Origin of the sequence: Rahnella sp. PCH160 (genome assembly GCF_047784855.1) — a bacterium.
Lineage (GTDB): Bacteria > Pseudomonadota > Gammaproteobacteria > Enterobacterales > Enterobacteriaceae > Rahnella.
The window spans coordinates 2745960-2766423 of sequence record NZ_JBLOGT010000001.1 but is presented as its reverse complement, the minus strand read 5'-3'; the positions used below and the strand labels follow the sequence as shown (position 1 = coordinate 2766423).

The following is a 20464-nucleotide window of genomic DNA, read 5'->3' as shown; positions in this document are numbered from 1 at the left end:
GCGCGACAAGGAGTTATCCCTGATGCAGTTGGATCGACGCCGGTTTGTGACTTTATTGGGGGTGATGGCGCTGTTGCCGATCCCCCGTTTGAGCTTTGCGGACACCAGAGAGGCCGCGATGGAGACGTTGCTGATTGATAAACCCGATGGGGGCGTGCCCAATAACACATTGCCGGTGCTGATTTATCACCGCGTGATCCCGCCGGAAACCATCGATAACGCCAGTTACCTCGAACACCTTTTCCACTCGAATGGCTGGCCGCCGCAGTGGCGTTATCCGGTCTACACCTTCACACATTTTCATTCCAACACGCACGAAGCACTGGGCGTTTTTTCCGGCACGGCCAGGCTGCAACTCGGTGGTGAACACGGCAAGATGATTGATGTGAAAGTGGGTGATGTCCTGTTACTGCCTGCCGGTATCGGCCATAAACAGATTTCCGCCGACGAGGATTTCATGCTGGTCGGCGCATACCCACCGGACATCAAAGCCGATTTGTGCCATGACGAACTGCCGCTGCTGGCCGCACGTACCAAAGCGGTCAAAGCCGTACCGCTGCCGGCGACCGATCCGGTCACCGGACACAGCGAAGGCAGCCTGCTGGTCTGGCATAAAAGCTGATCGTTACTCACGCCGCCGCCAGCCCGAAACGCGCCACCGCCCTTTCCAGCCGCTGCGACTGATTGAGCAATTGCTGGGATGACGCCGCTGCGTGATCGGCCAGTTTGCCGTTTTGCAGCGTCACATGGTTGAGCGCCAAGATCCGTTCGGACACCTCATGAACACTTTGCCCCTGATACAACGTCGCTTCTGAAATCTCATTCACCACCGCGCTCAGGCCGTTAAAGATGCTGATGATTTCTTCAAGGCTCTGGCTCAGTACGCTGACAGACGCCGACCCGCGCCCGATCTGCTGCACGGAATCGTCAATCAGCTGATGTATTCCCCGCGTGGAATGGCTGCTTTTTTGCGCCAGCAGGCCGATTTCTTTCGCCACCACCGCAAAACCGCGCCCGTGCTGTCCGGCATGGGCTGCTTCAATGGCCGCATTCAGCGCCAGAATGTTAGTCTGGAACGCCACGCTGTCGATCATCGACACGATGCTGCTCATTTCCGTCGACTGGCTGACAATCTCTTTCATCGCCGTGTCCACCTGGCCCATCACTTCGCCGCCACGCGTCGCCACGCCTTTCGCCTGTTCGGCGCGTTTACTGGCCTGTTGTGCATGAACGGCGTTTTCTTTGACCCGCGCGTTGAGATGGGTGATGTGTTCCGTGGCCGCTTTGAGTTCTTCACCTTGAATAGCGGCCTGCGCGGAAAGCTCTTCGTTGCCTTTCGCCATCTGGTTGATATTGACCATGATGTGTGCGGACGCATCGCGTACTTCACTGACCAGCTTTTGCAGGCCGCGCTGCATGTTGCGCAGGCTCACGCCCAGTTCGCGCACTTCAATCACACGGGCGTGATCATCTTCCACGTCGCGGGATAAATCCCCGGCGGCCAGCACGCTGATATGCCCGATCATCCGTTGTAACGGACGAATGATCCAGGCCGTGACGCCACGCCAGACCAGTACGGCGATCACCGCCAGAATAGCCAGCGCGCCCATAAATAACGTTTTCGCCTGTGTCAGCGAATGGAGCAAACGGTCGCTGAGAGATATTGCCGTGTGTTCGTTGACATCCAGATAGGCGTAATACTTCTGGCTGAAATCATCCTGAAATGCCTGAATTGGCACTTCAAAGAAGGAATCAATGGTGTTGTTTTTTTGCAGGCCGTCCGACTGTTCGCGCAGCCCGTCGAAGAACATCTGGTAGCTGGCTTTAAGCTCGGCGGTGGCCTTACCGGCGTTCTTCGTGATTGCGTCGAAACGGGCAAACGCTTTCTGCGAAGCGGTAAGAGAATCGAGCGATTCCTGCATGAGGCTGTGCCAGCTGCCGTCGGAACCGGTTTCTTTGTCCTGCATATAATAAATGCCCGCGCGGTTGAGTTTGTCGCTGGCCATCAGCAGTTCCATGCGGGCTTTATCCATCACCGCCTGTTGCTGACGCAGGTTCTCCGTTGCAATGACGTTATTGCGTGCGTCCTGAAGGATGTTGGTGAGCACAACGGTGGAGAAAATCTGCAAAGCAGAAAACAGGGCGATAACGCAAATTACCCCGAAAAGAATTCCCCGTGGACGTTTTGTGAAAACAGATCGAAACAATCTGTGGAAAGGTATTTTACCAACACGTAAATGAGAAGTTAAAATCATGATTATTCTGCATTATTTGGATAAGTAGCAGAATTTTACGCGCACGAAATGACAGAAATATTTCAGGAAACCACAGGACGCGGTTCCCCTGAGCGGTAAAGCACTAAAGGCTTCAGTTGAGCGGACGCTGCATGACAGTAACCTGTTCGTTATCGACTTCTCGGTTTTCCACTTCCTGCCAGCCAAGACGTCCGTACAGCCCCTGTTGGTCCGGCGTATAAAGCCAGAGTGTCTCCAGACCGGCATCCCGTGCACGGCTGATACACGCTTTCACCAGTGCCGTGCCAATCCCTTTTCCGCGCAAATGGCGTGGCGTAAACACTTCGCCCAGCCAGTATTTGCGTTCAGCGACATCGCTGAGTTCGTAACGCATCACGCCCGCCGTGCCCACAACCTGCTCATTTTCATCCAGCGCAATCAGCACACACTGGCGTCCACGGCTGCTGATCCGCTGTATAAGCCGCTGGCGGATATACTCTTTCTGTGCCCAGTGTGGAAAGTCAGACCATTCGCCATGAAGATATTCGGTCACCACGTCCAGATACTGAGGAACGTCGGCCAGGCTGACAATTTTTAAAGTGCTGTTAGCGGAGGAAGATGAAATCTGAGTCATGGAAAAACCGTTTTAAACAAACAAGGGGAACCAATCTGTCGATTCCCCTTGTTTGTGTCAAGCGCCCTGAGTGCTTCCCTATTGTTTAGGGAAGATCCACACATGTTGTTCCGGCAAAGCCAGATGACAATGCTGCGGATCGCGCACATCAGAGCCATAAGCGCGGATCACAAAATCATCGCCCGTAGTGCGGAACAGATACTCCCAGCGGTCGCCGAGGTACATGCTGGTCAGCAGCGGTAATTCCAGCTGATTATCGCCCGGCCCGTCGGCCAGCACCACGCGCTCGACGCGGATCACTGCCGTGCCTTCCTGCCCGGTTTGTACGCCGTCACCCGCCTGCCCCCACAGCACCCAGCCACTGCCTTCAATCCGCGCTTTACCGTCGCGGACTTCGGTGATTTTCCCGTGCAGCCGGTTGTTGCTGCCCATAAATTCTGCGGTAAATAAGGTCTTCGGCGAACCGTACATTTCCTGCGGCGTGCCCTGTTGCTCAATTTTGCCGTTATTGAGCAGCAGAATGCGGTCGGAAATCGCCATCGCTTCGTTCTGATCGTGCGTGACCATCAGCGCCGACAAACCCAGCTTGATGATCAGCTCGCGCAGGAACACGCGGGCTTCTTCACGCAGTTTGGCATCCAGGTTTGAGAGCGGCTCATCGAGCAAAATCACCGGCGGGTTGTAGACCAGCGCCCGGCCAATCGCTACGCGTTGCTGCTGTCCGCCGGAAAGCTGATGCGGATGGCGCTTGCCGAGATGCCCCAGCCCGAGCTGATTCAGCACATCCTGCACGCGTTGAGTCATTTCACCCGCCGCGATCTTGCGCAGTTTCAGCGGATACGCCACGTTCTCGAACACGGTTTTGTGCGGCCACAGCGCATAAGACTGGAACACCAGCCCGAGGTTGCGCTCTTCTGCCGGAATTTCGCTGCGCGGCGTGCCGTCGTAGACTTTGTTTTTGCCGATGATAATGGTGCCCTGCGTCGGTTTTTCCAGCCCGGCAACGGCGCGCAATAATGTCGTTTTGCCACTGCCGGATGGCCCGAGCAACGACACCACTTCCCCGCGTTTGAGATCCATCGACACGCCTTTGAGCACCGGGTTGTCGCCGTAGGTTAAGTGCAGATTCTCGACCGATAATTCAATCATGTAATTTGACTCCAAAACGAAGGGCAATACCCAGACCTAACACCACCAGCAGGATGTTAATAAAGGAGAGCGCGGCAACGATGTCGATCGCACCCGCCGCCCACAGGGAAACCAGCATCGAGCCGATGGTTTCCGTCCCCGGCGATAACAGGTACACACCGGTGGAATATTCGCGCTCGAAAATCAGGAACATCAGCAACCACGAACCAATCAGGCCGTAGCGCGACAACGGGATCGTGACGTGACGGGTAATCTGCCCGCGCGTTGCGCCGGTGCTGCGCGCCGCTTCTTCCAGCTCAGGGCCGACCTGCAACAGCGTGGAGGAAATCAGCCGCAGACCGTACGCCATCCACACCACCGTGTACGCCAGCCAGACGCTGAAAATGGTACTGCGCAGAGATCGCAGCCAGACCACCAGGTTGTCGCGCAGCCATTGCGACCACGGCATCCCGGAAAGCCAGCCGGATTTGAGCGCGTTATCCAGCCACATCGGCAGGAACAGGAATACCCACAAAAACGCCAGCCCGGCCAGCAGCCCCGGCACCGCACGCGGCACCAGCACGCTGTAATCGAGAAAACGTGTAACGCCATCCGGTTTGCGGTGCATCGCAATACCGATAAACAGGTAACACGCCACCGCCAGCGCGCCGCCGATCACACCGATTGCCATCGAGTTGACAATCGCGCGCAGCAGGTTCGGTTGTTCCCAGATGGTGCGGAAGGTATTGAACGACAGCTCATCCCACAGGGAAACGCCGACGCCCCAGTTAGAAATAAACGCGCGCAACATCACCCCGAGCAGCGGCACGCCAATCGTCACGGTCAGCCAGAACGCCACCACCGCACCGGCCACCCAGCGCCATTTCCCGAGCGGCAACGCCCGCGCCTGCGACGCTTTGCCTTTCACGGTAACGAAGCGGTTCGCCGTGCGCATCAGGCGGCGCTGCAACATCACCAGCGGAATGGTGATACAAATCAGCACCACCGCGACGGCAGCCATCAGATGATAAGACGGCGTCCCGAGTTTGTTGGTCAGTTGATACAGATAAGTCGCCAGCACCATGTTGCCTTCCGGATCGCCGAGCACCAGCATCAGTCCGAACACTTCCAGCCCGAGGAAGAACAGCAACACCGTGGCGTATAAAATGGAAGGCCGCACCATCGGCAGACTGACGGCGGTCATCACCTGAAGCGGCGAGGCACCGGCGGTTCGCGCGGCTTCTTCCACATCCGAGCCGACGCTGCGCAGCGCCGAAGAGATGTACAGATAAGCGTGCGGAACGTGCGTCAGCCCGGCAATCACCACGATGCTCGACATGTCGTAGATGTTCCACGGCACGAAACCGATGATGGACTGCGCCCACAGCGAGAAGAATCCGACCGGCCCGGCGGCCACGACGTAACCGAACCCTAATACCATCGGCGAGACGAAAATCGGCACCAGGATCAGCGGTTCAATCACGCGGCGGCCCGGCAAATCGGTACGCACCATCAGGAACGCCAGAATACCGCCCAGCGGAATGGCAATCACCACCAGCCCGAAGGCCAGAATAAAGCCGCTTTTCAGCGCCTTATAAAAATCCGGATCGGTGAAAATGAATCCGAAAGACTCGAGGCTCCACGCTTTTGACGGTGAAAAGAACGGCGCGGAGAGAAAACTTTGTATCACGATGAACGACAACGGAATGTAGATAACCAGCGCGGTTATCAGCACCACAATGCCACGCGGCAAGCTTTGCCACTTTCTGCGCAGTGCATTCATGTTACTTACCTTCGGTTAGGAACCCTGAACAGCGAAATCAGGCAAAAGAACAGGAGGCGCGGACGCCTCCGTGAGTCTTATTTTTGTGCTGCGGCGCGCCACTCTTTGATGTAATCCAGACGCTTTTTCTGTTGCAGATATTCGAGCAGGGTTTCATCGACCGGGATGGGCTTGAGCGCATTGCCTAACAGTTTGGTCAGGCCGTCGATGTCGTTTTTACCTTCGATATCGTTGCGGATTGACGGAATGTCGGCCTGATTTGCCAGAATGGTTTGCCCTTTTTCAGACAGCACGTAGTCCAGCCACAGTTTGGCGGCGTTGTCATTTTTGGCCTGCTGGCTGATGAAGGAGACGCGCGAAAGCACCAGGGTGTAATCCTTCGGATAGGATATGCCGAGCGACGGATCCGTTTTAGCGCGGGCTTCGGCGTAGGAGCCGAGGATGTTAAAACCAATCAGGTTTTCGCCCGAGGATACCCTTTCCATCATGGTGCCGGTGGAAGACTGCACCGCTAAACCGCCTTTGGCGACGTCAGCCAGCGTTTTGAAATAGTTCGGATCGGCTTTGAAATCTTGGACGGAAAGCATGAAGCCGAGGCCGGATTTCTCGATATCGTAAGTGGTGACTTTTTTGTTGAATTTCTCCGTCTGGCTGGCGATCAGTTTTGCCAGCGCGGCGTGGGAATCCGGTACATCACCGGCCGGGATCAGGCGTTTGTTATAAATAAACACCACAGGTTCGTAGGTCGTGCCGTAGGCTTTGTCTTTCCACACCGCCCATTTCGGCAACTGGCCCTGTTCAGGCGATTTGTATTCCTGCGCGTAATCGGTCGCCAGTTTCAGCGCGGTGTCCATCGAAGAGCTCCAGACCACATCGCCGCTGGTGCCGCCCGCCGCCTGTTCACTGATATAACGGTTGTACAGCTCAGTGCTGTTCATGTCGTTATATTCTACTATGATGCCCGGATACGTGGCCTCGAACCCCTGAATCAGCGGGCCTGCGGCTTTGGTGTCGGTGGTCGAATACACCACCACTTTGCCTTCTTTGATCCCGGCATCGACGACTTTTTGGTAATCAGCAGGATAGCCCTGTGGAAGGGCAGACATTGCAGAGGAAGAGATCAGTACAGAAGCAGCAATCAGAGACAGACGTAATTTTTTAGACATTATTGTTAACCTCTAGTTACATTTGGGAAACTAAAAATCAACATAACGCATAACGTCAGACAGGCAATGCGGGATTGTTTTTATCTTCCCGATTTGTGAGTCGGGGCGTTTTTTAGGCAATTAACACCATTAAAACCACGGTACGACGGGGATTTTCAGCCCGGCGTTTTAACGCACACCGGGCTGCTCGCCACGGCAATACGGGCAGAAAGATGAAACGATTTTTGAAGAGGCATCGCGTCCCTAAGGTTTTCTTAATCTTGGATGTGGCATAAAGCGGGGCTGAAAGATGATGAGATGTTTTTACATAATTAAATACGAATCAATTTCAGTATAGTTTGCAGTTTGGTACTTTTACATTGCCATGTGTTGCTCATGTCATGACGTCGTTATCTTCTTCTTTTTTCTTTTTAAGGGATTTCTTATGAAGTTACGTTTTTCCTCATTCGGGCCAGTCGCTTTACTCGCTTCCTCACTGATGCTGGCTTTCACTGCCCGCGCCGCGGATGAAGGCATCGTCATCTATAACGCTCAGCACGAAAATCTGGTGCAATCCTGGGTCGACGGATTCACCAAAGACACGGGTATCAAAGTTACGCTGCGAAACGGCAGTGACAGCGAACTCGGCAACCAGTTGGTGCAGGAAGGCAGCGCCTCTCCGGCCGACGTTTTTCTGACTGAAAACTCACCGGCTATGGTGCTGGTGGATAACGCCAAACTTTTCGCCCCGCTCGATTCCGCCACTCAGCAACAGGTTGCTCCGGCTTACCGCCCTGAGCATGGCCGCTGGATTGGTATCGCCGCCCGCACAACGGTTTTTGTGTATAACCCGGAAAAAATCAGTGAAGCACAATTACCCAAATCACTGATGGATCTGGCGAAATCAGAATGGAAAGGCCGCTGGGCGGCATCACCTTCCGGTGCCGATTTCCAGGCTATCGTCAGCGCCTTGCTGGAGCTGAAAGGCGAAAAAGCTACCCTGGAATGGCTGAAAGCAATGAAAACCAATTTCACCGCCTACAAAGGCAACAGCACCGTAATGAAAGCCGTGAATGCCGGGCAAATCGACGGCGGGGTCATCTATCACTACTACCGCTTTGTCGATCAGGCCAAAACCGGTGAAAACAGCAAAAATACCCAACTGTATTACTTCAAACATAAAGATCCGGGCGCGTTTGTCAGCATCTCCGGCGGCGGCGTTCTGGCGTCCAGCAAACATCAGAAAGAAGCACAGGAATTTGTTAAGTGGATCACCGGCAAACAAGGGCAGGAAATTCTGCGCACCAACGATGCGTTTGAATACGCGGTGGGCGTGAATGCAGCGTCAAATCCGAAACTGGTTCCGCTCAAAGATCTGGACGCACCGAAAGTAGATGCCTCTAAGCTGAACAGCAAAAAAGTGGTCGATTTAATGACTGAAGCCGGTCTGCTGTAATAGCAGCGATTTTCACGAGCAGCGTGCCTTATCCATTATGTCGAATATGAGTATCGAAGGTGTCCGCGCCAGATGGCGTAACCGCCGTGACGGTTCGTCCCGCCGGGCCGGAACCGGTATTATCCTGGCGGCAGTGTTGTTGTCCCTGCTGTCTTTGCTTCCGCTGGGATTTGTTCTCGGCATTACCCTCGATACCGGCTGGCAAACGGTTAAGGCACTGGTTTTTCGCCCGCGCGTGGGCGAATTACTGACCAATACCGTGCTGCTCGTGGTCATCACGCTGCCGCTTTGCGCCGTCACCGGCATTGCGCTGGCGTGGCTGACCGAAAGAACCCGCCTGCCCGGCCGCAGGATCTGGTCTTTGCTGGCGACCGCCCCGCTGGCGGTGCCGGCATTTGTGCAAAGTTACGCATGGATTAGCCTGGTTCCGTCGATGCACGGGCTGGGTGCGGGCGTCTTTATCTCCCTGATTGCCTATTTCCCTTTTATCTATCTGCCCGCTGCCGCCGTTTTGCGACGCCTTGATCCCGGTCTGGAAGATGCGGCAGCGTCATCAGGTTCGCCGCCGGTCTCGGTCTTCTTCCGTGTGATCCTCCCGCAGCTCAAACTGGCCGTCTGGGGCGGATCACTGCTGATTGCCCTGCACCTGCTGGCGGAATACGGCCTTTACGCGATGATTCGCTTTGATACCTTTACGACCGCGATCTTCGATCAGTTTCAGTCCACGTTTAACGGCCCCGCCGCCAATATGCTGGCGGGCATACTGGCGCTGTGTTGCCTCGCCGTTTTGCTGCTGGAATCCGCCAGCCGGGGGAAAGCGCGCTATGCCCGTGTTGGCTCCGGCAGCGCCAGACGCCAGACTTTGCGCCCGATGAGCAACGGCCTGACCGCACTGAGTTTATGTTTACCCATCCTGCTGACCGCCCTGTCGCTGGGCGTTCCGTTTATCACGCTGGCGCGCTGGCTCTATCTCGGTGGCACCGATGTCTGGCTCAGCCCGCAACTGCTGCCCGCGCTGAAACAAACGCTGTTGTACGCGCTGGCCGGTGCGGCGATAACCACCGTTTGCGCGGTGCCGATGGCCTGGATTTCAGTGCGTTATCCGGGGCGGTTATACCGGTTTCTGGAAGGCTGCAATTACATCACCAGTTCCCTGCCCGGTATTGTTGTCGCGCTGGCGCTGGTCACCATTACCATCCGTGTCGCGCGCCCGCTTTATCAGACAGAAATCACCATTCTGTTCGCCTATCTGCTGATGTTTATGCCGCGTGCGCTGATCAACCTGCGGGCGGGGATCGCACAAGCACCGGTTGAACTGGAAAACGCTGCCCGAAGTCTGGGACGTTCCCCTTTTCAGGCATTGTGGAGTACGACGATGCGCCTGGCCGCACCCGGTGCTGCTGCCGGCGCCGCGCTGGTTTTCCTGGCGGTCACCAATGAACTGACGGCGACATTATTACTGGCACCCAACGGCACGCGCACGCTGGCGACCGCGTTCTGGGCGCTGACCAGTGAAATTGATTATGTTGCCGCGTCCCCCTATGCGCTGCTGATCGTTTTGCTGTCGCTGCCGCTGACCTGGATCCTTTATTCACAATCTCAACGTAAGGCCGGACTATGAGTACGCTCGAACTGCGTGGAATCAGTAAATCCTATCCGGCCGTGAAAGTGCTGGAGAATATCGACCTGCGCGTCAGTGCGGGCAGCCGGACGGCGATTGTCGGCCCTTCCGGATCGGGGAAAACCACGCTGCTGCGCATTATTGCCGGGTTCGAAAGCCCTGATCACGGAAAAATATTTTTGCAGGGAAACCTGCTGCACGGCACCGGATTGCACATTCCTGCGCATAAAAGAGGCATCGGATTTGTTCCTCAGGATGGCGCGCTGTTTCCGCATTTCACGGTTGCCGGCAATATTGCCTACGGGCTGACGGGCGGAAAGCGTGAGAAACAAACCCGCGTTGATGAGCTGATGGACATGGTGGCGCTGGACCGGCGTCTGGCCGCGCTCTGGCCGCACGAACTGTCTGGCGGTCAGCAACAACGTGTGGCACTGGCTCGGGCATTAGCGCAAAAACCGGTACTGATGTTACTCGATGAACCGTTTTCGGCACTCGATACTGCCCTGCGCGCATCGACCCGAAAAGCGGTGGCAGAATTGCTGGCGGAAACGCGCATCGCCTCGGTGCTGGTAACGCATGATCAAACCGAAGCGCTGTCTTTTGCCGATCAGGTTGCCGTCATGCGAAATGGCAAACTGGCACATGTCGGCGCGCCACAGGAATTATATCTGCGTCCGGCGGACGAACTGACCGCGACATTTTTAGGGGAAACGTTGCTGCTGGATGCGCATCTTGAACGTGGCCGTGCGCACTGTGCACTGGGAAATATTGCGGTGGATAATGCTTTCTACGCAGGCAATGCACGCATCATGCTGCGCCCGGAACAAATCCGCATTACGCCCGTTGAAAGTCTGCCAGCAGGCGCGGCGCAATGTCTGGCAAAAGTCGTCAGCGTTGATTTCGCGGGGTTTATCTCGACGCTGAGCCTTGAACTTGCCGGCAGCGAACAAGTGCTCGATATCAGGATGGTCAGCCAGAGGGATATTGCTGTGGGATCGGCAGTCGGGATCCAAATAGAAGGCAACGCGCACGTTTTTCAGCCGTAGTTTTCGGTCTCTTTCTTGTGTCACTGCGGGCAGTTTCGTGCCCGCGCAACAGCACGTTTTCGCAGATACTGCCGAATTACAGGCACAAAAAAAGCCGCTAATTGCTTAGCAGCTTTAATGTGTTGTTTATGGCGGAGGAGGAGAGATTCGAACTCTCGAATGGTTTCCCATCGCCGGTTTTCAAGACCGGTGCCTTCAGCCGCTCGGCCACCCCTCCGTAAACAACAAGCACTTAGCGACATCAGTCGTTCAGTACGGGGCGTAGTATACAAGACGGGAAAAAAGATGCAAATATTATTTTCAGTCTATTTTGTTGATTTTATGAGCATTTGCATCAGCTTCATAAACTTCAGATACAAAAAAAGCCGCTAATTTCTTAGCAGCTTTCTTGTGTTGTTTATGGCGGAGGAGGAGAGATTCGAACTCTCGAATGGTTTCCCATCGCCGGTTTTCAAGACCGGTGCCTTCAGCCGCTCGGCCACCCCTCCGCAACGAAGCGAACTATAAACATAGCCAATCGGGTTGTAAAGCCTGATTGCATTCAATTGCCTGAAAAACAGGCATTCGGTTCTCAAGCGCCGATTTATGCATCATTACGGCGATTTTGGCATCACACCCCCGCCCTGCGCTGTTTGGGCAGGTAAAGAAGGGTAAAACGTCTTTAATGACGCCACGCAACTATTTACACTTCAATCTGTTTGTATTTTCACCGACTTCAACTTTTTGTTTAAAGTGAGAATTTTATTATGGATCGTATCGTTGCCTCTTCGTCATCACGCGCAGGCTCGTTGTTAAGCACACACCGGGTGTTGCGCAATACTTATTTCCTGTTAGCCCTGACGCTCGGTGTTTCAGCGATTACTGCAACAGCGAGTACGGTTCTCCGCTTACCTGCACCGGGCTTCCTGCTGACTATCGTCGGCTTTTACGGCCTGATGTTCCTGACTTACCGCACGGCAAACAGCCCGGCGGGTATTTTGTCCGCCTTCGCGCTGACCGGTTTCATGGGCTATACGCTCGGACCGTTGCTGAGTTCCCTGCTTTCCGTGGGGGCCGGTGACATTATTATGCTGGCGCTTGGCGGTACGGCGCTGGTCTTCTTCTGCTGTTCAGCTTATGTGCTGACCACTCGAAAAGACATGTCGTTCCTGTCGGGCATGATGATGGCGGGCTTTGTTGTTTTGCTGGTCGCGGTGATCGCGAACCTGTTCCTGCAAATTCCGGCACTGTCACTGGCAATAAGCTGCCTGTTTATTCTGTTCTCGGCGGGTGCGATCCTGTGGGAGACCAGTAATATTATTCACGGCGGCGAAACCAACTATATTCGCGCCACGGTCAGCCTGTATGTGTCGCTCTACAACGTGTTTGTCAGCCTGCTGAGCATTCTCGGGATGTCATCACGTAACTGATACCGCGAATAAGACGTTCGGGCCCCGCCACCGCGCGGGGCTTTTTATTTTGTCAGACGGGGCTTTTTGCTAAACTGTCCGCTGCATTTTTTACAGGTCAGAGGTTGTATGCTGGAGTTTGACGGTCAGGTGATTGAAACCGACGCTCAGGGTTACCTGAAAAACAGTAATGACTGGCAGGAAGGCCTGGCGCCGCTGCTGGCAGAAGAAGAAGGTATTCAGCTTACCGATGCGCACTGGGAAGTGGTGCGCTTCGTGCGCGAGTTTTATCTCGAATTCAACACATCACCGGCTGTGCGCATGCTGGTGAAAGCGATGGCACAGAAATACGGTGAAGAGAAAGGCAACAGCCGCTATCTGTTCAGGCTGTTCCCGAAAGGCCCGGCCAAACAGGCGACCAAAATCGCAGGCCTGCCAAAACCGGTAAAATGCCTGTAATGCTTCAATATTTGATTTTGAAATCGGTGTAATGACCGGGCGCGGCGGGCTCACTCAGCACGCGATCAACCCGCGCATGTTTTGGGCCGCCCTGTTTCAGCCAGGCTAACAGCTGATCCACTTTCTCCTGTTCGCCACACGCCACCACTTCGACGCTGCCGTCATCAAGATTTTTTGCATAACCGGTCAGCCCTAAGCCGGTGGCCTGATGTAGTGTCGAAAAACGAAAACCGACACCCTGCACCCTGCCGTAGACATAGGCGGCTATACTGACTTTTGCCATAATATTTCTCTCCGTTAGCGGTATGGTTCGTTGCAATTTCACCTGCATGACCGGACAATGTCGCTCTTTTTTGTCTCCGAACCGACAGAACCTAATTTTATGACTGCACGTTTAATTCTGGCCAAAGGCCGCGAAAAATCACTTTTACGCCGCCACCCGTGGGTGTTTTCCGGCGCCGTTCAGCGCGTCGAAGGTAAAGCCAATTCCGGCGACACTATTGATATTGTAGACAGTCAGGGAAAATGGCTGGCGCGCGGTGCGTATTCGCCGTCATCCCAGATCCGCGCCCGTGTCTGGACTTTCAAGCAAGATGAAGAAATCGATATCGATTTCTTCGTCCGCCGTTTACAGCAGGCGCAAAGCTGGCGTGATTATATCGCCAGACGTGACGGTCTGGACGGCTACCGTCTGATTGCCGGTGAATCCGACTGTTTGCCGGGCATCACCATCGACCGTTTCCAGAATTTCCTGGTGCTGCAATTGCTGTCCGCCGGTGCGGAATACCAGCGCGCGCCGCTGATTGCTGCGTTGCAACACTGCTATCCGGAATGCGCCATCTGGGATCGTTCCGACGTTGCCGTGCGTAAAAAAGAAGGTCTGGAACTGGTTCAGGGCCATGTCGTGGGTGAAGAACCGCCTGCCCTGTTGCCGATTCAGGAACACGGCATGAGCCTGCTGGTGGATATTAAAGAAGGCCACAAAACCGGTTTCTATCTTGATCAGCGTGACAGTCGCTTAGCCGCGCGCCGCTATGCCGCTGGCCGCAATGTGCTGAACTGCTTCTCTTACACCGGTGCGTTCGCCGTGTCCGCGCTGATGGGCGGTTGCACCAAAGTCACCAACGTGGATACCTCTCAGGCCGCGCTGGACGTTGCGCGTCAGAACGTTGAACTTAACAAACTGGATCTGTCAAAAGCCGAATTCGTCCGTGAAGACGTCTTCCAGCTGCTGCGTAAATACCGCACGGAAGGCCAGCAGTTCGACATGATTGTGATGGATCCGCCGAAATTTGTTGAGAACAAAAACCAGCTGGCGAGCGCCTGCCGTGGCTACAAAGATATTAATATGCTGGCGATTCAACTGCTCCGTCCGGGCGGTATTTTGCTGAGCTTCTCCTGCTCCGGCCTGCTGCCAACCGATTTGTTCCAGAAAATCCTTGCTGACGCCGCACTGGATGCCGGTCGCGAAATTCAGTTCGTTGAGCAATTCCGTCAGGCGGCCGATCACCCGGTGACCGGCGCTTATCCTGAAGGTTTGTACCTGAAAGGCTTCGCTTGTCTGGTGATGAATTAATCCCATGATCACGACGTGCTGTTCCGGCAGCGCGTCACAGAATTTTTAGCAGATTAAGCGGTCAAAACTTGAAATAGCACATTTTATCTCCATATAGAGATGAATGGATAATTTTGGGAGATGACTATGATTGCCAGCAAATACGGTATCGGCCAGCAAGTTCGTCACAGACTGTTAGGCTATTTAGGCGTGGTAATTGACGTTGACGCTGAATATTCACTCGAAAAGCCCGGCGTTGATGATGTTGCCGCTGACGATTCGATGCGCGCCGCACCCTGGTATCATGTGGTGATGGAAGATGAAGAAGGCCAGCCGGTTCATACCTATCTGGCAGAAATTCAGATTGACCATGAAGCCGCGCGTTCACATCCGGAGCACACCTCCCTGGATGATCTGGCCGCGTCAATCCGCAGTCAGTTGCAGGCACCGCGACTGCGCAACTGATCCCGCGCACACTTAATGAAAAACCGGCTATTTTGGCTAATGCCGATCAGTTAAGGATCAGTTGAACGATCCAGTGGCTGTGTAAAAATCCAGAAACGTTCTTCGTTTCTGGATTTTTTTTATGCGCATTGCTCAGGCTCTTGAGCTCGTTTCCTGCTACGACTCTACCCGTAACCCTCTGACTTCTCTCGGTGATGTTCTGGATCCCGACCTTGTCTCCCGCTGTCTGGCCGAGTCAGGTTCCGTCACGCTGCGTAAACGCCGTCTCCCGTTGGAAATGATGGTCTGGTGCATCATTGGCATGGCGCTCGAACGCGAAGAACCCCTCCACCAAATCGTGAACCGGCTGGATATTATGCTCCCCGGCAACCGGCCCTTCGTTGCCCCAAGCGCCGTTATCCAGGCCCGCCAGCGCCTGGGAAGTGATGCCGTTCGCCGCGTGTTTACCCAAACGGCACAGGTGTGGCACAACTCCGTCACCCATCCACACTGGTGTGGTCTGACATTACTGGCGGTGGACGGTGTCGTCTGGCGAACCCAGGATACACCAGAAAATGATGTGGCTTTCCCGCGACAGACCTATGCCGGGCAACCGGGGCTTTATCCGCAGGTGAAAATGGTCTGCCAGATGGAACTGACCAGCCACCTGCTTACGGCTGCCGCCTTCGGTACGATGAAAGAAAGCGAATATACGCTGGCAGAAAAACTGATAGAACAAACAGGCGATAACACACTGACTTTACTCGATAAAGGTTATTATTCTCTGGGGCTGCTGAATGCCTGGCATCAGGCGGGAGAGAGCCGTCACTGGATGATCCCGTTGAAAAAAGGAGCGCAGTACGAAGAGGTGCGAAAACTCGGTAAAGGCGATCATCTGATAAGGATGAAAACCAGTCCTCAGGCCCGGAAAAAGTGGCCTGATCTGGGGGAGGAAATGACGGCTCGCCTTCTGACGTTTACCCGTAAAGGCAAAGTCTGCCATCTGCTGACCTCAATGACAGATGCCATGCGGTACCCGGGGGGGAAATGGCCGATCTCTACGGCCACCGTTGGGAAATCGAACTGGGTTATCGTGAAATTAAGCAGACGATGTTACTGAGTCGGTTAACGCTGAGAAGTAAAAAACCAGAACTTGTCGAGCAGGAGTTATGGGGGTATTACTAGCCTATAATCTTGTTCGTTATCAGATGATTAAGATGTCTAAAACCCTAAAGGGTTACTGGCCGAATCAGCTAAGCTTCTCAGACTCGTGCAGTCTGGTGATGAGGATGTTAATGACGCTTCAGGGCGCATCTCCGGGCCGGATCCCCGAACTGTTGCGTAATCTGGAGAGTATGGCGCAGATGGTGAAGCTGCCGATAAGAAGAGAAAGGGCCTTTCCGAGAGTGGTGAAGGAAAGACCCCGGAAGTATCCAAAAGCACAGGAAAAAAGCCAGTCAGTTGCTTAACTGACTGGCATTAGCTATTTTGGCCGGTTTTTTTCGTCTGAAAACTCAACCTGCTTCCGTTACTTTTCCATTCCCAGGCGCGGGATTTCAATTTTCGGACAACGATCCATCACCACTTTCAGTCCGGCATCTTTTGCCAGCACGGCGGCCTGTTCGTTGATCACGCCCAGTTGCAGCCACAGCACTTTTGCTTTAATTGCGATGGCTTCCTGCGCCACGCCGTAGGCGGCTTCTGCGTTACGGAAAACATCGACCATATCCACCGGTTCTGCGATTTCAGCCAGCGTTCCCACCGCTTTTTGCCCAAGCAACGCCTGCCCTGCCAGTTTCGGGCTGACCGGAATGACCTTATATCCCTGAGAAAGCAGATAGGCCATCACGCCATAACTCGGGCGGCCAGGATTGTCGCTAGCACCTACCAGAGCGATCGTTTTTACGTCCTCAAGAATTTTGCGAATATCATTGTCTTGCACGGGGTTATCTCCTTTTGACCTGTCTCCGCTAAGTGTAACGCAGCCTGACCGTTTCGACAGTGCCCGGCACAAAAAGGATCGGCGTGCAGAATGGCCTGATGTGAAATTAAAACATTTTGTAAAACTTTGACACACAATCGCCATTACTGAATAATGGAGGATGAACAATAGTGTGTCTGAGGAGAGATGAATGAAAGTCTGTCGTGCGCTGGTCGCATTTGCGAGCTTCAGCCTGATGGCGTCAGCTTCTGCGACCTCACTCAAACTGTCTGCTGATGTGGATGTGCTGGTTATTGACGGCAAACAGATGTCCGGTGCCATTCTCAAAGGCGCTGACAGCCTCGAGCTGGATGGCGGCCAACATCAGATTCTGTTTCAGGTCAGCAAAAATCTGCACCCCGCCGCCGCGCAAAACGCGCTGATTTATCACTCTCCGGCGCTTATCGTCACGTTCAATGCCAAAGGAAGCCGCGCCGTTTCCTTCGTACTGCCTCAGCTTAGCAATGAAAAAGACACCGCCCAGTTCAGCCAGCAAATGAATTATCAACTGGTGGATGATCAGGGAAATACGTTGGCGACCCAACGCGATGTTCTGAACTTGTTTAATCCGGGCAATACGGCGGGCGCTGAAAAGCTCATGATGACGTACAACTTATCCGGCGGACGTGCTGCTGTGCCTTCTTTCGCCAGAGGCAATACCGATAAGAAATCGGCGCTGGCGCGTGAAGTTCCTTCGCAAATATCCATCGCTTATCTTCACCCACTCTGGACCCGGTTGGCGGCAAATGCGGGCATTGAACAATTGTTGCTCTGGTTTAAACTGCCGGAAAAACAGGAACGCGCCTCGTAATTTAATCTGCATCACGCATTCTCTCTCTTAACGCCGAATTGTTGCCCCCGCGCTATGCAGTAAAACGGAGTTTCAGTATTCTGTGATCCACTCTTACTTTCGCGTTGAAGGGAATTTGATGGAATACACGACCCGCACGATCGCCAAACAAAAACATATTGCCCTGGTCGCGCATGACCACTGCAAAAACACCCTGATGAAATGGGTGGATAAAAACGTGGCTGAACTGTCACAGCACATTCTTTACGCCACCGGCACTACCGGGAATCTGGTTCAGCGCAGCACCGGGATTACGGTTAAAAGCATGCTGAGCGGCCCGATGGGTGGTGACCAGCAGGTTGGCGCGCTGATTGCCGAAGGGAAAATTGATCTGCTGATTTTCCTCTGGGATCCGCTCAATGCCGTTCCTCACGACCCGGATGTAAAAGCCCTGCTGCGTCTGGCAACCGTTTGGAATATTCCGGTGGCAACCAATGTGGCGACGGCGGATTTCCTGATTGCTTCCCCGTTATTCCAGTCAGAAGTGGATATTGTTATTCCTGATTATCAGCGTTATTTGTGGGCACGTCTGAAAGAGTGATGGACGAGGCTTTGCATTCGCAGAGTATGCATAAACAAATCGCCCGGCATTTACCGGGCGATTTGTGATCAGGGTTTTCGTTGCGCCGGAACGCCAATATCTTCGAGCTGTTCCACAAAAACCGAAGGACGCGCTTTATCCTGCATTAACCAGACCTGATGCTTCGCGCGGGTCATCGCCACATACAGTAACCGCCGTTCCTCGGCATCCATAAAGTTTTCCGGTTCAGGCAATAATACCTGCTCCAGCACAGATTCACGCGCCGGTGCCGGAAAGCCGTCGCTCCCTTCGTGCAGCCCGACAATAATGACATATTCCGCCTGCTGGCCTTTACTGGCATGAATCGTCATAAATTCAAGATTCAGCGTCGGCCAGCGGGTGGCGGCTTTTTCCAGAATATGTGGCCGTAAATGGTGATATCGCGACAGCATCAGAATTTTTTCATCGGCGGTGACATAACCACTGAGTTTATCCAGCAGTTTTTCCAGTTGATCGTCAGGCAAGATCACCACATTTTTCTTATTGCCCCTGGTCAGGCTGTTCAGCGGTTTCTTGAGCTGATAAGGGTTCTGCTGAACAAATTTATTAGCAACTTCACCGATGCGATCGTTGAACCGGTAGGTGGTGTCGAGCGCGCACTGTGCGCCTTCGCCAAAGTTCGCCGCAAAAGCGGTAGTCAGAGAAAGCTCTGCACCGCTGAAACGATAAATGGACTGCCAGTCATCGCCCACCGCAAACAGGCTGGTGCGTTTGTTCAGTTTGCGCAATGCAGACAGTAACAGCGCACGCTGCGGGGAAATGTCCTGAAATTCGTCGACCAGAATATGTTTCCACGGGCTGACGAAACGGCCTTTTTCCAGAATATTGACGGCCTGATGAATAAGCCCGGAGAAATCCACCGCACCCTCCTCCTTGAGCGCCGTTTTCCAGGCTTTCAGTAACGGAGCCATCAGACGGATGCGCTTTGAGAACAGATCTTTCACGTCTTCCGGCGCGCTTTCAATCATTTCGGCCTGACTGCCGCCGTGCATGCGCATCAGGCTCAGCCAGCGTTCAAGGCGGCTACCCAGACGTTCGGCCAGTGATTTATTTTTCCAGTAATCCCCTTCCGGCACATCCCATTCGAGCTCATCGGTCATCCACTGCCGCCACCCGCTGGCCTGCACTTTTTTGCCGGCGCATTGCTCCTGCCAGGTTTTGATCAGCAGATTACGACGGGCTTTGGCGTCCGTTTCGAGTTTGCTGATTTTTGGCGCTTTCTTGCTGCCTTCCTGAATAATCTGCAACGCCAGCGCATGAAATGTTTTGGCTTTGATTCCGTCGGTATGCAGGCGTTCTTTTATTCGCGTGTTCATTTCATCGGCTGCCTGACGGCCGAGTGCCAGCAGCAGAATTTGCTCCGGCACGGCTTCCTGACGACGCAACAGCCAGCCTGCGCGGGCTACCAGCACAGAGGTTTTACCACTGCCCGCGCCCGCCAGAACCAGAACGGCATCTTCGCCATTCACGATCGCACGACACTGACTTTCGTTGAGCGGAGAAACCTCGACGTTATCGAAAAAATCCTGATTTTCGGCAATCACCCGGTCAGTCCAGGTCAGATTGCGTTTATCGACGCTGCGTTTACCCTGCTCAAGCCAGCGCAAACAGGTGTGATAATCTTCGCGACAATTATCGAAACCATTGAGCCGCTCGACAGGAACAGGAATGGCGGAAAAAGCCTCAGTGATGTCTTTCTGGACATCAGCCAGTTCAACGCTTTTGAACCATTTATCCTGTTCTTCGATGCGCGTAATTTTTTCAATTTGACCGTGCAGCACGCCCGCACTGATGCCGCTCATCTCCTCACTCCAGGCCTGCCAGATTTTGAGAAGATGCTGATAAAAGCGCTGGGTTTCCTGCCATTCCGTGCCGTGCAGACGGACAACTTTGGCCTCGGGCAATTCAAATTCAAGCTCACCCCAGACAATGCCCCGCTTGCAGCGGATCTGGATAAGCTGATTAAACGGGATCAGGTAGTGGTGTTTGTCGCCGCTGACTTCTACGCCCGCATTGAGCAGACGCACCCGGTTATAGGGATGCTGCGCCAGATGTTTCCCGAAAGAGGTCGATTTCAATTCCATATCATCACACCGTTTTCTCTCTTTAATTCCTGACGGAAAAGTAATATTTGTTATTTGATTATAAAGCCGAAGTGTA

18 protein-coding genes, 2 tRNA genes and 1 pseudogene are annotated in these 20464 nt (G+C 54.0%); 11 read left to right on the top strand and 10 right to left on the bottom strand.

The window, feature by feature from the left end:
- Positions 1-22 precede the first annotated feature (22 nt).
- On the top strand, positions 23-622 hold the full coding sequence (locus ACM5QY_RS12825; protein WP_416121041.1) for a cupin: 600 nt from the start codon (positions 23-25) through the stop codon (positions 620-622).
- A 7-nt stretch (positions 623-629) separates the two neighbouring features.
- Here ACM5QY_RS12825 and ACM5QY_RS12820 read toward each other — a convergent pair whose 3' ends face one another.
- The 5 genes from ACM5QY_RS12820 to ACM5QY_RS12800 all read right to left on the bottom strand — a co-directional run bounded on the left by ACM5QY_RS12820 (position 630) and on the right by ACM5QY_RS12800 (position 6945).
- Entirely contained in the window at positions 630-2255 is a 1626-nt protein-coding gene (locus ACM5QY_RS12820) for a methyl-accepting chemotaxis protein (protein ID WP_416121039.1), read from the bottom strand.
- A 112-nt stretch (positions 2256-2367) separates the two neighbouring features.
- The gene (locus ACM5QY_RS12815; RefSeq protein ID WP_416121037.1) at positions 2368-2868 is read right to left on the bottom strand and encodes a GNAT family N-acetyltransferase; all 501 of its coding nucleotides are present in this window, start codon (positions 2866-2868) and stop codon (positions 2368-2370) included.
- Positions 2869-2946: 78 nt separating this feature from the next.
- Positions 2947-4017 (bottom strand): ABC transporter ATP-binding protein, encoded by a 1071-nt coding sequence (locus ACM5QY_RS12810; protein WP_416121035.1) that lies wholly within the window; start codon positions 4015-4017, stop codon positions 2947-2949.
- A complete protein-coding gene (locus tag ACM5QY_RS12805) occupies positions 4010-5779 on the bottom strand; it encodes an ABC transporter permease (protein WP_416121033.1) in 1770 nt (589 codons plus the stop codon). The genes ACM5QY_RS12810 and ACM5QY_RS12805 overlap by 8 nt, the downstream gene beginning before the upstream one ends.
- A gap of 77 nt (positions 5780-5856) precedes the next feature.
- A complete protein-coding gene (locus ACM5QY_RS12800; RefSeq protein WP_416121031.1) occupies positions 5857-6945 on the bottom strand; it encodes an ABC transporter substrate-binding protein in 1089 nt (362 codons plus the stop codon).
- A gap of 424 nt (positions 6946-7369) precedes the next feature.
- Here ACM5QY_RS12800 and ACM5QY_RS12795 point away from each other — a divergent pair, with 424 nt between their 5' ends.
- Genes ACM5QY_RS12795 through ACM5QY_RS12785 form a run of 3 tightly spaced genes read left to right on the top strand, consistent with a single transcriptional unit; the run spans position 7370 to position 11047 of the window.
- Positions 7370-8380: an iron ABC transporter substrate-binding protein gene (locus ACM5QY_RS12795; protein ID WP_416121029.1), complete on the top strand. Its 1011-nt coding sequence runs from the start codon at positions 7370-7372 to the stop codon at positions 8378-8380.
- 37 nt (positions 8381-8417) lie between these two features.
- Positions 8418-10001 (top strand): ABC transporter permease, encoded by a 1584-nt coding sequence (locus tag ACM5QY_RS12790; RefSeq protein ID WP_416121027.1) that lies wholly within the window; start codon positions 8418-8420, stop codon positions 9999-10001.
- Positions 9998-11047 carry an ABC transporter ATP-binding protein gene (locus ACM5QY_RS12785; protein WP_416121025.1) on the top strand — a complete coding sequence of 350 codons (1050 nt, stop codon included), beginning with the start codon at positions 9998-10000 and terminating at the stop codon, positions 11045-11047. Before ACM5QY_RS12790 ends, ACM5QY_RS12785 begins: the two co-directional genes overlap by 4 nt.
- Before the next feature lie 129 nt (positions 11048-11176).
- Here ACM5QY_RS12785 and ACM5QY_RS12780 read toward each other — a convergent pair.
- Positions 11177-11264, bottom strand: a tRNA-Ser gene (locus ACM5QY_RS12780).
- Positions 11265-11447: 183 nt separating this feature from the next.
- Positions 11448-11535: transfer RNA gene (locus ACM5QY_RS12775), tRNA-Ser, on the bottom strand.
- A 258-nt stretch (positions 11536-11793) separates the two neighbouring features.
- On the opposite strand from ACM5QY_RS12775, the gene yccA reads away from it, so the two are divergent.
- Both yccA and tusE read left to right on the top strand, forming a co-directional pair.
- Entirely contained in the window at positions 11794-12456 is a 663-nt protein-coding gene (gene yccA / locus ACM5QY_RS12770; RefSeq protein ID WP_416121023.1) for an FtsH protease modulator YccA, read from the top strand.
- 108 nt (positions 12457-12564) lie between these two features.
- Complete coding sequence (gene tusE / locus ACM5QY_RS12765; protein ID WP_416121021.1) at positions 12565-12894, top strand: sulfurtransferase TusE; 330 nt, start codon at positions 12565-12567, stop codon at positions 12892-12894.
- Positions 12895-12898: 4 nt separating this feature from the next.
- Here the strand turns inward: tusE and yccX are convergent, their stop codons facing one another.
- Positions 12899-13177: an acylphosphatase gene (gene yccX / locus ACM5QY_RS12760; protein ID WP_416121019.1), complete on the bottom strand. Its 279-nt coding sequence runs from the start codon at positions 13175-13177 to the stop codon at positions 12899-12901.
- Between the two features lie 99 nt (positions 13178-13276).
- Here yccX and rlmI point away from each other — a divergent pair, with 99 nt between their 5' ends.
- From rlmI to ACM5QY_RS12745, 3 genes and pseudogenes are all read left to right on the top strand, one after another.
- Positions 13277-14470, top strand: a complete 1194-nt coding sequence (gene rlmI, locus ACM5QY_RS12755) for a 23S rRNA (cytosine(1962)-C(5))-methyltransferase RlmI (protein WP_416121017.1) — start codon at positions 13277-13279, stop codon at positions 14468-14470.
- A 126-nt stretch (positions 14471-14596) separates the two neighbouring features.
- Positions 14597-14914, top strand: coding sequence for a heat shock protein HspQ (gene hspQ / locus ACM5QY_RS12750; RefSeq protein WP_416121015.1), 318 nt, complete (start codon positions 14597-14599; stop codon positions 14912-14914).
- 121 nt (positions 14915-15035) lie between these two features.
- A pseudogene (locus ACM5QY_RS12745) lies at positions 15036-16362 on the top strand (IS4 family transposase).
- Between the two features lie 59 nt (positions 16363-16421).
- On the opposite strand, the gene ACM5QY_RS12740 reads toward ACM5QY_RS12745, so the two are convergent.
- The gene (locus ACM5QY_RS12740) at positions 16422-16835 is read right to left on the bottom strand and encodes a CoA-binding protein (RefSeq protein ID WP_416121013.1); all 414 of its coding nucleotides are present in this window, start codon (positions 16833-16835) and stop codon (positions 16422-16424) included.
- A 190-nt stretch (positions 16836-17025) separates the two neighbouring features.
- Here ACM5QY_RS12740 and ACM5QY_RS12735 point away from each other — a divergent pair, with 190 nt between their 5' ends.
- On the top strand, positions 17026-17685 hold the full coding sequence (locus tag ACM5QY_RS12735) for a YccT family protein (protein ID WP_416121011.1): 660 nt from the start codon (positions 17026-17028) through the stop codon (positions 17683-17685).
- A gap of 118 nt (positions 17686-17803) precedes the next feature.
- A complete protein-coding gene (mgsA, locus tag ACM5QY_RS12730) occupies positions 17804-18265 on the top strand; it encodes a methylglyoxal synthase (RefSeq protein WP_416121010.1) in 462 nt (153 codons plus the stop codon).
- A gap of 68 nt (positions 18266-18333) precedes the next feature.
- Here mgsA and helD read toward each other — a convergent pair whose 3' ends face one another.
- Positions 18334-20388, bottom strand: coding sequence for a DNA helicase IV (gene helD, locus ACM5QY_RS12725; RefSeq protein WP_416121008.1), 2055 nt, complete (start codon positions 20386-20388; stop codon positions 18334-18336).
- Positions 20389-20464: the final 76 nt, after the last annotated feature.